The organism is uncultured Lacinutrix sp., from assembly GCF_947500325.1.
Lineage (GTDB): Bacteria > Bacteroidota > Bacteroidia > Flavobacteriales > Flavobacteriaceae > Lacinutrix.
In genome coordinates, this window is record NZ_CANMRQ010000008.1 from 166,583 (window position 1) to 179,843 (window position 13,261).

Sequence of the window (13,261 nt, forward strand, 5' to 3'; positions counted from 1 at the left end):
CTACTCTACTATTTTAGTGTTATTAGCTAATTCTTTTTTCTCTTCAGTTTCAGTTTTTATAACCTCAACTGTTTTTTCTTCTTTTGCTTCTTCATCTCCACCTGTTAACATTCCTCCAAAACTTAAGAAACCTATACCCATTAGACCTGTGATAATGAATGTAATCCCTAATCCTCTTAAAGGCGCTGGTACATTAGAATATCTAATTTTCTCACGAATAGCTGCAATTGCTAAAATTGCTAAAAACCATCCTATTCCAGAAGATATACCATAGTTAAGTGCTAAACCTAAAGTTTCAATCTCACGAGACTGCATAAATAATGATCCTCCTAAAATAGCACAGTTAACTGCTATTAACGGTAAGAAAATACCAAGTGAGTTATATAAAGACGGTGAAAATTTCTCCACTACTATCTCTACTAATTGTACCATTGTTGCTATGGTAGCAATAAACATAATAAATGAAAGGAAGCTTAAATCGTAATCTGCATATTCTGCTCCTAACCATTTTAAAGCACCTGGTTGTAATAAATATTGATCTAATAACCAGTTTAATGGTACAGTAATCGCTAATACAAATATTACTGCAGCACCAAGACCTACTGCTGTTGCTACTTTTTTAGATACTGCTAAGTATGAACACATACCTAAGAATACCGAAAACACCATATTATCAATAAAAATTGACTTGAAAAATAATTCTATGTGTTCCATTATTGTTTTATTTTTTAATTCTTAATAAAGAATATTAGTCTTCAATTAAATCTTTGTTTCTACTACGTTGTACCCAGATTATTAACCCTACAACTATTAAAGCCATTGGTGGCATTAACATAAATCCATTATTTTCGTAACCTATAGAGTACACTCCTGTTTTTTCAATTGGATCTCCAAGTACAGGAACACCAAATAAAGTACCTGAACCTAAAAGTTCTCTAAAGAATCCTACAATTAAAAGGATTACTGCATAACCTAAAGCATTACCAATACCATCTAAAAATGACTTCCATGGTCCATTACCTAAAGCAAAAGCTTCAAAACGCCCCATAATAATACAATTAGTAATAATCAACCCGACAAATACAGCTAATGTTTTACTTAATTCATAAGCAAAAGCCTTTAAGACTTGATCAACTATAATTACTAAAGCGGCAACAACAATAAGTTGTACGATGATTCTAATTTTTGAAGGAATAATGTTTCTCATTAAAGAGATTACAACATTACCAACTCCTAATACAAACAGTACTGCAATACCCATTACTAAAGAAGCTTTAAGTTCTGCTGTAATTGCTAAAGCTGAACAAATACCTAATACCTGAATGGTAATTGGGTTATTATCTGCTAACGGGTCTGTAATTAACTTTGCGTCTTTTTTTGAAAGTAGTCCCATATTAATTTAAAGTTTTAAAGTAAGGTATATATAATTTTAAATCAGCTTTAATCATAGCCGAGATACCATCACCAGTAATAGTTGCTCCTGCTAGAGCATCTACTTCGTGATCATCTTTTATTAAGTTTTTAGGATCGTTGTTTCCTTTTGCAACAGCAATACCTTTAAAATTACCAGCACCATCAAGTAAACGCTCACCAGTAAAATCGTCCATAAAGAAACGTTGGTTAATATTTGCTCCAAGTCCAGGTGTCTCACCTGCGTGATCAAAAAATGCACCTTGTACAACCATATCCTTATCTAAAGCAATATAAGCCCATACAGCATCCCAAAGTCCTTTCCCTCTTATTGGTGCTATGTAATATTTTTCACCATCTTTTTCTCCAACAAATAAAGGCAAACGTCTTATTCCTCCATTTTTTGCTTTTGCTTGTTCTTTTTTAACATCAATTAAATAAGCTTCGGTATCTTCAGAAGAACCACCATTAGCATCAACTATTAATTGTTTTTTTATGTATTTTGAAAACTCCCCTGCTACTTTATCTGTAGAAACAAATTCTCTACTAGTACCTTCATTTTCATTTACACCCATAGCATACAGGATATTCTGCTGCTTTTCCATACGTTGATTTTCTGTAATTGTAGGTTTTAAAGAAGACGCTGTAAACGCTAATAAAGAACCTACTACTAATACCATTGCAATAGCAAACAGTATTGTATATGAATTTTTATCTGTATTAATTGCCATAATTATGCTGTTTTAACTTTTAAACGCTTCATTCTACGCTTAACATTACCTTGTACCACATAGTGATCAATAGTTGGCGCAAATACGTTCATTAATAAAATCGCTAACATTACTCCTTCTGGATATGCTGGATTAAATACGCGAATCATTATTGAAATGAAACCAATTAAGAAACCATATATCCATTTTCCTTTATTAGTTTGTGATGCTGTTACAGGATCTGTTGCCATATATACTGTACCAAAAGCAAATCCTCCAAGTAATAAATGCATCCAGAAATCTGTATTCATTAATGCATAGAATTTACTAGAAGATGAAATCCATTCTTGAGCAACTACTCCATTAAATATTAATCCCATTATAATAGCACCTAATACAGATGATACCATAATTCTCCAACTTCCAATTTTAGCAAAAATCAAAAACAAACCTCCTAATAATATTAATAGTGTCGACGTTTCTCCAACTGAACCTGGTATAAATCCAAAAAACATATCCATCCAATCGTAACCAACAGTATTGTTTTGTGCTAAACTACCTAAAATTGTTTCTCCAGAAATAGCATCTGGTGTTCCTGCTTTTTCAACCGCTTGATGTACCCAAACTTTATCTCCAGACATCCAAGTAGGATATGCAAAAAATAAGAACGCACGAATAGTTAATGCTGGATTAAGAATGTTCATTCCTGTTCCTCCAAACACTTCTTTTCCTATTACAACTCCAAAAATAACTGCTATTGCTAACATCCATAATGGTGTATCTATAGGTACTATTAATGGCACTAACATCCCTGTTACTAAATAGCCTTCTTCTACCTCGTGTCCTTTTATTACAGCGAAGATAAATTCGATTAATAATCCTACTCCATAAGACACTAATACTAATGGTATAACTGTCCACGCTCCAATAACAAAATTATCCCACGTTAAAAAGTTCCCAAATAAAGATACTTCGCGAGTTACTCCTGCAGCTGCATCTATTGCTGAATAATGTTGATATCCTGCATTGAATATTCCAAAGATTAAACAAGGAACCAATGCCATTATAACAGTGTTCATTGTACGCTTTAAATCGTCAGCTGCTTTTATATGAGTACCATTATGTGTAGTCTCATTAGGTAAGTATAAAAAGGTATGGATTGCATTAAATGCTGGAGCCATTTTAGTTCCTTTATACTTTTCTTTTAAATTATGTAAATTACTTTTTAAACCCATCTTGTAGTATTTTTCATTTCTCTTCGTTCAATGAATAATTATCCAATTTCTTTAAGCATTAAGTCTAAACCTTTTCTAATAATATCTTGATGTGGTTGCTTAGACACACATACAAATTCTGTTAAGGCAAAGTCTTCAGGTGCTACTTCATACATTCCTAAAGCTTCCATTTCATCTAAATCTTGATACATGCAAGCCTTTAAAATTTGTAAAGGAAAAATATCTAAAGGAAATACTTCTTCATAAGTTCCTGTAGTAACAAAGGCACGATGCTCTCCATTAGTATTTGTATTTAAAGCGAACTGTTTTTTTGGAGTTAACCAAGAAAAAGTTAAAGCTCTAGATGTAGATACTTTATTAAATATTGGCTTATTCCAACCAAAAAACTCGTAATCATCACCTTCAGGAATAACAGAAATCACATTACTGTAATAGTCTAAGTTACCATCTGGCTTTACTTGTTTTCCGCTTAAAACGTTTCCAGAAATTATACGATCGTTACCATCTTTATCAACGCCATTATCGTAAACCATAGTCGCTATTTCACTACCAATAATGGTTTTAAAATACCTAGGTTTTTTAACTGAAGAGCCTACTAATGCTACAATACGTTGCGCATTAAACTTACCAGTTAATAATAACTCACCAATAATAACAAGATCTTGAGCATTTACTGTCCAAACAACTTCTCCTTTATTGACAGGGTCAATTTTATTAATTTGAGTCCCGACATTTCCTGAAGGATGTGGCCCAGATACTTTATGTAAAGTAATGTTAGATAAACCAGAAAGTGGTGAGTTACCTTTTTTACCTACACTAACGTGTACTTGACCTTCAGTTAATTTAGCTAAAGCCGAAACTGCTGCCTGTAATTCTGCTTCTTTTCCTTGTAAAACATAATCTAAATCTGCAGCTAAAGGCGCACTAGCATAAGCCGAAATAAAAATAGCTTTAGGTGCATTATTAGGATTTGCAATAACATCATAAGGACGTTGTTTTACAAATGCCCAACATCCAGAAGCTAATAACTTAGCTTTAATATCTTCTGCTTTTGCCGAATCCACATTTAAAGAACCAAAATCTTGATGAGATTGCTCTTTATCTGCTTGTAGTTTTACTGAAAGGATTTTACGTTTTTCACCACGTGCAATTTCGATAACTTCTCCAGAAACTGGAGAGGCGAACTTTAATTCTTCATTGGATTTATCAAAAAATAAAGCTTGTCCAGCTTTAACTTTATCTCCAACTTTTACCGATAATTTAGGAGTTACACTGTGAAAATCTTCTGGTCTTACTGTATAAAAGTTACTTACAATAGCATTCTCTGTTGCCATTTCTGCAGCTCCTTTAAGTTTTATATCAAGACCTTTTTTAATCTTAATGTCGTTTGACATGTGTATAAATCTATTTGTTAATAGTTTAGTGAACTGATTTAATGAGGGTAAAAAATCGGTGCAAAAATACGAATTAATAATAAAGTTTTCACAATAATTTAAGAGATTTTTAGTTTGAATATTTAATGCGAAAAAATAGGCATGGATTTTGTTTATCTTTACGCGACAAAAAACCACATAAATGCGAATTAGCGTTAAACATTTTTTACTCTTTTTTTTAGTTTCATCATCATTGTTTTCTCAAGTTGAAGAAATAAACCCTTCAGAAGAAATTAAAACTATTACTTTTAAAGGAGATACACCTGAAAGTCAATTACCTGTTTTAAAACTTGGCGAATACCTTATTTTAGAATTCGATGTGTTGAATGGCTATGAAGACGATTACTATTATGAAATAAAACACTATAATTTTGATTGGACACCTTCTGTTTTAATGCAATCTGAGTATTTAAAAGGTTTTAACGAACAGCGTATTAGAAAATGGGACAATTCATTTAATACTTATCAAATATATTCTCATTACACTTTAACTATCCCTAACGAACAGACTAGAGCATTAACTAAATCTGGTAATTATCTTATTACTATATATAATGAAGATGATGAAATTGAGTTTACACGAAAATTCATGATTTATGAAGATCTCGTAGATGTAGGCGTATCTATTAAACGCTCTAGAGATGTTTCAGAAATTAACAGTAGACAATCTGTAGATTTTGTTATAAACTCTAATAAAATACAATTTACCAACCCTAAACAAACCATTAAAACTGTTATTGTTCAAAACAACAATTTAAACACAGCCATTACAAATTTAAAACCGCAATATATTTTAGGCAATGAACTACAGTACCGCTATACTAAAGCATCTAGTTTTTTTGCTGGCAATGAATATAATTATTTTGAAAACAAAGATTTAAGAGGCGCAAATACAGGCGTCCAATTTATAAGACTGAAAGACCTTTATAATAGTTATTTGTATTTTGATGTTCCTAGAAACAATCAACCATATACTTATAATCCAGATATTAATGGTAATTTTTTAATTACTGCATTAGACACAGAGACACCTGAAACACATGCAGATTATGCTAAAGTTCATTTTAGTTTGCAAACAAATGAGTTATTAGATGGAGAGAGTATCCATGTTTATGGTAATTTTAATAATTATATTGTAGATGAAAGTACCCAAATGACTTATAATGAAGAAGCTCAAATTTATGAATTACCATTAATCTTGAAACAAGGTTTTTATAGCTATAAATATATTGTAAAAGATAAAAATGGAGTTATTGACGAAAATGCAATTTCTGGTAATTTTCATCAAACTGAGAATAATTATAAAGTATTAGTATACTATAGAGGCTTAGGAACACGCTACGATAGAATAATTGGTATTGGTGAAGGAAATTCTGTAAACATTACAAATTAACGACGACTAAAACATTAATTTTAGCTATAATACACTGCAAACTTGCTAAATACAAAAGAATATTTAGTATTTTTGCATTAGATATTTTTATTTAACCCATGGTTCAACAAGTAACAAGAGGCATAAAAATTTCGGTAGAAACTAATTTTGAAGGCACATTTTATAAAAACTATAAAATACATTATGCTTTTGGATATCAAGTTACTATTGAAAACCAGAGTAAAGACTCTGTGCAGCTCAATGCAAGACATTGGACAATTCTTGATGCGTTAAATAATGTAGAGACAGTAACTGGAGAAGGCGTTATTGGAAAAAAACCTGTATTAAAACCAGGCGAATCACATACCTATACTTCAGGCTGTTTACTTACATCTCCATTTGGAGCTATGCAAGGACATTATAGCATGGTAAACTTTACTACTACCAAAAAATTTAATGTTGCAATTCCCACTTTTAAATTAAGTGCTCCTTTTGCAATTAACTAATTAATAGTTTTCTATTAAAACGAAACACCTTATCATTTTGCTTTACATGAAAGAAATGGCAGTTTGAATAATGAGCTATCACATAAGGTTTGCTATAGTCAAAACTTGAATCCTCAACTATAAAAATAGCATCACAATCTATATTACCATAAGGAGATATACGCCTATATCTATATTCGTTTATAGCATCAGTCTCAAAAACCTCATACCAAGCGCCTGCAGCTATTCCAGATAACCATTGTGCTTTTTCATGCAACCCCTCAACTTCTCTTGGTTTCAATGTACCTATATAATTTGGTTTATAACCTTTTAATCTATCTAAAAAACATTTTAAATTTTCACTCTTTTGCGAGCCTTTGAATTCTGAAATCTCACCTTTTTCTGAAACTTCAAAAGGATATTCTCCAGTATTAGACAACAATACATTTCCTACTGTACTTGGCGTAAACCATTTCGAACTTATTAAATCTTTTTTTATTTTAGAATTCGTTACCGAGGCAATTAAACTATCTGTCACAAAACGCGCACAATTACAAGCCTCTTTTTTAAAGGCTGCGTAATATATAAATTCACGCTCTTGCATCATGGTTATATGCGTTCTTGCTTTTTTATAATCTATTTGATTACAAACTGAAGCCACCAACCTACCATCTCCATGTGTTAATTTTGGTTGAGTAGCTAAAAACTCTAAAATAATATCTAGATTAACTATTTCATTATCTTTTATTTCTGCTTTTATAGGAAAATACAATTCATTATCTGTATGACTTCCACGAACTCTTCCATTTGGCTCTGGAGTAATATAACGTCCAAAATCATGATATTCTAAAACACCTGTTTTTTTATCAATTAAAACTAAAGCAGCATGTCCAGCACGAACATTAGTCTTGTTACCAACACCTAAATACTTTAAATAAGGAGAATACCATTCTTCTGCATGAGAAACAATAGTGTCTGGATAGGCCAAGGTTAAAATAAAACCAGTATTATTCATTTAATGTTTCTACAATATTTAATGATTTCACTGAAGTTTCAGAAGTATTTAAATTATGAAAACTCATTTCAATACTTTCATTAACCTTATCTACTTGAGTAATACTAGTAGTTTTTACATAATCTCGATCCATAACAACTCCAAAATCTAAATTTCCTTTTCCAGCTGTTTTATGAAATTCTAAAAGTGATTTTGAAGACAATACATTATTTAACTTAAAATCCTTAAACCAATCACGTCTAGCTTGTTTTTTCTCTTCAGTATATAACGTAGACGACGACCAAATATGGTTTGTTAATGGCAGCGCTTTAAAACTCACTTTCTCTCCCGTCCAAATTAATTCGTTAAATTTTAAATCATCATTCCAATCTGCAATTACAATAGTAAAAGGTTCTATATCATTAAAATCATAATCTTGAATATCATGACTATTTTTCATTGTTAGTATATCTCTAACAACAACGCCTCTACTCTTTCTATACTTTGTTTTTCTTTTATGCAATTTAAATCCGCCATTAAGCAAACAAACAATTCTATTTTTATCGCTTACTCCAATCCAACTACCACCAGATTGCTCATCTTTAGGCATTAAAACTCCAGTATTATCAATATTATAAAAATCTGGAGAATTAGCAATTCTATTAGGTGCTTCATCTCTATTTGATGTTAACACAAAATCATTATTACCTTTATAAAAAATGGTTACTGTACACATAAGTTTTGTAGTCCCAAAATGGATTGGCAACTTACAAAAAATTAGTAAATTATAAGAATTGTTTAGCAATTGCTTCATTAAAAAATCTATAAAAAATTCGTAACTTCGCACTTCAATTTTTGACAACTAAAAACTTAAAATAAAATGGGAAAAGGATTTTTCAATGTACCAATTGCTGTTAACGAACCTGTTAGAGCATATGCTCCAGGATGCGAGCATCGTGAAGCCATCTCTAAAGCTTACAAAGAAATGTACAATAGTACTTTAGACGTACCTATGTATATTAATGGTAAAGATGTTACAACAGGAAACACAAAACCGATGTCTCCTCCGCATGATCACAAACATATTGTTGGACAATACCATTTAGCTGAAAAATCTCATGTAGATGAAGCTATTTCAACTGCGCTTGAAGCAAGAAAAACATGGTCTCAAATGCCTTGGGAACATAGAGCTGGAATATTCTTAAAGGCTGCAGAATTAATTGCAGGCCCATATAGAGCTAGAATAAACGCAGCAACAATGATGGCGCAATCAAAAACGATACATCAAGCTGAAATTGACGCATCTTGTGAGCTAATAGATTTCTTAAGATTTAATGTACAGTTCATGACAGATATGTATCATGAACAACCAGAAAGTACTAGTGGCGCATGGAATAAAATTGAATACAGACCTTTAGAAGGTTTTGTTTACGCTGTTTCACCATTTAACTTTACCGCTATCGCAGGAAACTTACCTGCATGTATGGCTATGATGGGCAATGTAGTTGTATGGAAACCTAGTGATTCTCAAATATATTCTGCAAAAGTAATTATGGATGTTTTTGAAGAAGCTGGTGTTCCTGCAGGTGTTATTAATGTTGTATTTGGTGACCCAGTTATGATTACTAATACTGTTTTAGCAAGTCCTGATTTTTCTGGTTTACATTTTACTGGTTCTACTTTTATATTTAAAGAACTATGGAAACAAATAGGAAATAACATACATAATTATAAAACCTATCCTAAAATTGTAGGTGAAACCGGAGGAAAAGATTTTATTGTTGCCCATAAAACAGCAAAACCTAAACAAGTAGCTACAGCTATTGCCCGTGGTGCTTTTGAATTTCAAGGACAAAAATGTAGTGCAGCTTCTCGTGCTTATATATCTAAAAGTATATGGAACGAAGTTAAAGATCAATTAATTAAAGATGTTAAGTCATTTAAAATGGGATCTCCAGAAGACATGGACAACTTTATAACTGCTGTAATTCATGAAGGTTCATTTGATAAATTAGCAAAATATATAGATCAAGCCAAAGCAGATGAAAATGCTGATATTATTGTTGGTGGTGGATACGACAAAAGCAAAGGTTATTTTATTGAACCTACTGTTATTGTTACAGATGATCCAAAGTACACAACAATGTGTGACGAATTATTTGGCCCTGTAATTACAATTTATGTTTTTGATGACAATAAATATTCTGAAACATTAAAGTTAGTAGATCAAACTAGTGATTATGCATTAACTGGTGCTATTCTAGCAACAGATAGATATGCAATTACTGAGGCAACAAAAGCTCTGGAAAACTGTGCAGGAAACTTTTATATAAACGATAAACCAACTGGTGCAGTTGTAGGACAACAACCTTTTGGTGGTGCTCGTGGAAGTGGAACAAATGACAAAGCTGGTAGTATTTTAAATTTACAACGCTGGGTTTCTCCAAGAATGATAAAAGAAACATTTGTAACTCCAACAGATTATAGGTATCCTTTTTTAGGCGAATAATATTCGTTTTCAATACCATACAACAAATAAAAAAGCCTCAAGTGTTACTTGAGGCTTTTTTTTTGCTATATTGTTATTTTTTGTATTAAAAAACTATGCATGCATAATTTTTTAGCTGATTTATTTACGAATATCTTAATAAAACTACAAGAAAATAGAAATTTACCTAACCTATTACCTAACTATGTCATGAAAAAACTTTACTTTTTTTTATTTGCGCTGTGCACAATCTCTGTCAACGCACAAAACAAATTAAGCAAATTAAGCACTAATGAAACTTCAATAGTATTTACTTCCTTTCCTGTAATTAATTTAGACGACTATCAAGAAAATACTAATTCTGTTTATTCATATTATCAAGCGTATAAAATGGTTTCCGAGAATGATTTACAAAATCGATTATCTACTTTGGAAACATTAGAATTGAAAGCTAAAAATGCTAAACAAAACAATATTGTAGCATTAAGTATTTTAAACACAGATTTTGAAGTTATAAATCCTGAAGCTTTTAATAATAATAAAATAGCATTAGATGTAGAAGGCTTTTTAGTTGAAGCTGAAAATGCTGATAATATTTATAACAAAAATACATTATCAATCGCTGCTCCACTACAATTCAGTCACAAAGGACTAAACGTTGTTTTTAATCTTTCTGAAAATGCTATTTTCAATACTACAAATAAAAATATATCTTCGATAGCTATAGATTTTGGAAATAACGAAGGTTTTAAGACTATTACAAAAAACACCAATCTAAATATAAGTTATCAAGATAAAGGCTCTAAAACGATTACTACAATACTTAGTTTTTCAGATGGATCAACAACTACAAGTCAATCTACAATAGATATTAAATATTCTAATGAAGATCTTCAAACATTATTTAACAGAGCACCTATACCTTTTACTTCTTCAAATACTACAGCCCCAAATTTAACACCATATGGAGAAGCTAACGAAATTGGAACCGGTGAATACGAAATCTTTTTAAGTCCTGACGGTGTTTTCGACAAGCCTATTATTTTAATTGATGGTTTTGATCCTGGTGATGGAAGAGATATTACTGGACTTTATGATTTACTAGCCTTTGATGATAACGGCACAAGTTCTAATCTTGCCGATTTAGTTAGAGCTGAAGGATTTGACGTTGTCATTCTAAATTTTCCAGTTTACACAAGAGCTTCGGACATGGTTGAAGTAGATGGTGGTGCAGATTTTATTGAACGAAATGCAATGTTACTTGTGGAGCTCATAAATATAATCAATGGCCCTGAGCTTGACGGTGGTAAGGTTGGTGATGAAGAGTTAGTTATTATTGGCCCAAGTATGGGAGGATTAATTTCACGTTACGCTTTAAATTTTATGGAAAATCAAAGTATGGATCATGAAACACGTTTATGGCTATCTTTCGATTCTCCTCATTATGGTGCTAATGTGCCTATTGGATTTCAATACTTATTTAACAAAATAGCTTATGGATTACAATTAGGTGGTTTAGGTGGCGACCAGAGTGTTGTATCTCTTAGACCTTTAGTTGATGATTTTTTAAGATCTCCAGCTGCTAAGCAAATGTTAGTAGATCATTTTGATGCGCATATTACCTCTGGAACCGATTTTGACACTAGTTTAATGCTACCTCAAAAACATCCTTGGAACCCTATTTTTTATGCTGGATTAAATGCTTTAACAACTTCAGGCTTTCCAGAAAACACAAGAAAAATTTCTATAGTAAACGGTAGCGGAATAGGTAATCCTTATCAAGATAAAAATGGAATGAACATAGAACCAAATTTTCTTGCTTTAGATGTTAGCAATTTAGCTATCGGATCTGGGTTAACTGCCTCAACAGCAGATTTCACCTCACGCTTTACTCCTTTAGCTGGACAGCAAAACGCACCTTCAACATCTTCTATATTTATAGACACTCCCTTTCTTTGTTTCTGTGGTGATTTTAATGCAAGTGCAACGGTACAAGCAGAAACTTTTTCTAATGGTGTAGATGCTGCTTCTGGAGGTTTATTTGATATAGGAGCTTTAACAGGTACATTAGGTACAGATCCTTTAGTCACTGGGTTTTTAGCAGGCTTACAAACTGACTTCTTTAATTTCATTCCTACTGTTAGCGCTATGGCATTAGAGAATGATGGAGATATTGATTGGTTTCACATTCCTAATAATGTAACAACATCATCATTTACAGTAAATAACATTACACCATTTGATGCTTGGTATATGCCAGATAATAATGAAGGCCATGTTACATTAACTGATGCTAATGTCAATTTCGCATTAGATGAAATTATTATTCGCTCTAACCTTGCAGCTAAAGCCTATTTACAAGGCCCACTTCTAGGTAGTACTGATAACATGATGCGTGACGATTTAAGAGTAGACAATTATATACCAACAACAAGTCCTTATAGCGATAATTTAATTACAAATACAACCGTTTTTAATACTACTGGAAATGATGCTATTGTAGACTGGGTTTTTGTTGAACTTCGAGATGCCGTTACCAATACCAATGTAATAGCAAGTCAGTCTGCTTTACTACAACGTGATGGAGATATTGTAGATATTGATGGTACATCAACATTACCTTTTAATAATATCCCTGGAAACAATTATTATGTAGCCGTTAAACACAGAAGCCATTTAGGGATTATGACTAATACACCTATATCTTTATCTAGACTACCTACTACTGTAGATTTTACAGATGCTAATAATCAAATTACTTTTGGTACAGATGCACAAACAACTTTTGGAGTTCCAACTAATACAGTCGCCATGTGGAGTGGAGACTCTAATGGTGATGGCCGTATAAATTATTCAGGTGCGCTGTCTGATGTGCCTTTAATAAGAAGTCAAGTTTTTAACGATCCGAACAATTCTGTATTTGGAGGCCCACCAGCAGCTAGCTTCCCTTCTTTAGGTTACTTTAACACAGATATAAACCTTGATGGATCGTCTGTATATTCTGGAACCGCAAGTGATGTTTTACATATTAGAAATGGAATTTTTAATAATCCTTCAAATTCAGTTTTTGGAGGACCACCAACTTCTACATTTCTATTTGTACAACAATTGCCCGAAGGCGCAAACAATTAAAT

11 protein-coding genes are annotated in these 13,261 nt (G+C 32.0%); 4 read left to right on the plus strand and 7 right to left on the minus strand.

Going from position 1 to position 13,261, the window contains the following annotated elements; all coding sequences use genetic code 11:
* From nqrE to Q0997_RS11840, 5 genes are read right to left on the minus strand one after another with little or no spacing between them, the layout of a single operon-like run.
* Positions 1 to 714, minus strand: coding sequence for an NADH:ubiquinone reductase (Na(+)-transporting) subunit E (gene nqrE / locus Q0997_RS11820; protein ID WP_299889111.1), 714 nt, complete (start codon positions 712 to 714; stop codon positions 1 to 3).
* A 34-nt stretch (positions 715 to 748) separates the two neighbouring features.
* Entirely contained in the window at positions 749 to 1,393 is a 645-nt protein-coding gene (locus Q0997_RS11825) for an NADH:ubiquinone reductase (Na(+)-transporting) subunit D (protein WP_299889113.1), read from the minus strand.
* Between the two features lies 1 nt (position 1,394).
* Complete coding sequence (locus tag Q0997_RS11830; RefSeq protein WP_299889115.1) at positions 1,395 to 2,141, minus strand: Na(+)-translocating NADH-quinone reductase subunit C; 747 nt, start codon at positions 2,139 to 2,141, stop codon at positions 1,395 to 1,397.
* A 2-nt stretch (positions 2,142 to 2,143) separates the two neighbouring features.
* Entirely contained in the window at positions 2,144 to 3,355 is a 1,212-nt protein-coding gene (locus Q0997_RS11835) for an NADH:ubiquinone reductase (Na(+)-transporting) subunit B (protein ID WP_299889117.1), read from the minus strand.
* Between the two features lie 38 nt (positions 3,356 to 3,393).
* A complete protein-coding gene (locus tag Q0997_RS11840) occupies positions 3,394 to 4,749 on the minus strand; it encodes a Na(+)-translocating NADH-quinone reductase subunit A (RefSeq protein ID WP_299889119.1) in 1,356 nt (451 codons plus the stop codon).
* A gap of 181 nt (positions 4,750 to 4,930) precedes the next feature.
* On the opposite strand from Q0997_RS11840, the gene Q0997_RS11845 reads away from it, so the two are divergent.
* Together Q0997_RS11845 and apaG are read left to right on the plus strand one after the other, a co-directional pair.
* Positions 4,931 to 6,181 (plus strand): DUF5103 domain-containing protein, encoded by a 1,251-nt coding sequence (locus tag Q0997_RS11845; protein ID WP_299889121.1) that lies wholly within the window; start codon positions 4,931 to 4,933, stop codon positions 6,179 to 6,181.
* A 98-nt stretch (positions 6,182 to 6,279) separates the two neighbouring features.
* Positions 6,280 to 6,666, plus strand: coding sequence for a Co2+/Mg2+ efflux protein ApaG (apaG, locus tag Q0997_RS11850; protein WP_299889123.1), 387 nt, complete (start codon positions 6,280 to 6,282; stop codon positions 6,664 to 6,666).
* Here the strand turns inward: apaG and Q0997_RS11855 are convergent.
* Positions 6,659 to 7,660, minus strand: a complete 1,002-nt coding sequence (locus Q0997_RS11855; RefSeq protein ID WP_299889125.1) for a DUF6695 family protein — start codon at positions 7,658 to 7,660, stop codon at positions 6,659 to 6,661. The genes apaG and Q0997_RS11855 overlap by 8 nt on opposite strands.
* Positions 7,653 to 8,375 carry an NRDE family protein gene (locus tag Q0997_RS11860; protein ID WP_299889126.1) on the minus strand — a complete coding sequence of 241 codons (723 nt, stop codon included), beginning with the start codon at positions 8,373 to 8,375 and terminating at the stop codon, positions 7,653 to 7,655. The genes Q0997_RS11855 and Q0997_RS11860 overlap by 8 nt, the downstream gene beginning before the upstream one ends.
* A gap of 144 nt (positions 8,376 to 8,519) precedes the next feature.
* On the opposite strand from Q0997_RS11860, the gene pruA reads away from it, so the two are divergent.
* Both pruA and Q0997_RS11870 read left to right on the plus strand, forming a co-directional pair.
* Positions 8,520 to 10,148, plus strand: a complete 1,629-nt coding sequence (pruA, locus tag Q0997_RS11865; RefSeq protein WP_299889128.1) for an L-glutamate gamma-semialdehyde dehydrogenase — start codon at positions 8,520 to 8,522, stop codon at positions 10,146 to 10,148.
* A 189-nt stretch (positions 10,149 to 10,337) separates the two neighbouring features.
* Positions 10,338 to 13,259 carry a hypothetical protein gene (locus tag Q0997_RS11870; protein WP_299889129.1) on the plus strand — a complete coding sequence of 974 codons (2,922 nt, stop codon included), beginning with the start codon at positions 10,338 to 10,340 and terminating at the stop codon, positions 13,257 to 13,259.
* Positions 13,260 to 13,261: the final 2 nt, after the last annotated feature.

Bases quoted from the DNA above. Each gene is read 5' to 3' on its own strand.
- nqrE (WP_299889111.1), bottom strand. From the start codon at position 714: ATGGAACACATAGAATTATTTTTCAAGTCAATTTTTATTGATAATATG.
- Q0997_RS11825 (WP_299889113.1), bottom strand. From the start codon at position 1,393: ATGGGACTACTTTCAAAAAAAGACGCAAAGTTAATTACAGACCCGTTA.
- Q0997_RS11830 (WP_299889115.1), bottom strand. From the start codon at position 2,141: ATGGCAATTAATACAGATAAAAATTCATATACAATACTGTTTGCTATT.
- Q0997_RS11835 (WP_299889117.1), bottom strand. From the start codon at position 3,355: ATGGGTTTAAAAAGTAATTTACATAATTTAAAAGAAAAGTATAAAGGA.
- Q0997_RS11840 (WP_299889119.1), bottom strand. From the start codon at position 4,749: ATGTCAAACGACATTAAGATTAAAAAAGGTCTTGATATAAAACTTAAA.
- Q0997_RS11845 (WP_299889121.1), top strand. From the start codon at position 4,931: ATGCGAATTAGCGTTAAACATTTTTTACTCTTTTTTTTAGTTTCATCA.
- apaG (WP_299889123.1), top strand. From the start codon at position 6,280: ATGGTTCAACAAGTAACAAGAGGCATAAAAATTTCGGTAGAAACTAAT.
- Q0997_RS11855 (WP_299889125.1), bottom strand. From the start codon at position 7,660: ATGAATAATACTGGTTTTATTTTAACCTTGGCCTATCCAGACACTATT.
- Q0997_RS11860 (WP_299889126.1), bottom strand. From the start codon at position 8,375: ATGTGTACAGTAACCATTTTTTATAAAGGTAATAATGATTTTGTGTTA.
- pruA (WP_299889128.1), top strand. From the start codon at position 8,520: ATGGGAAAAGGATTTTTCAATGTACCAATTGCTGTTAACGAACCTGTT.
- Q0997_RS11870 (WP_299889129.1), top strand. From the start codon at position 10,338: ATGAAAAAACTTTACTTTTTTTTATTTGCGCTGTGCACAATCTCTGTC.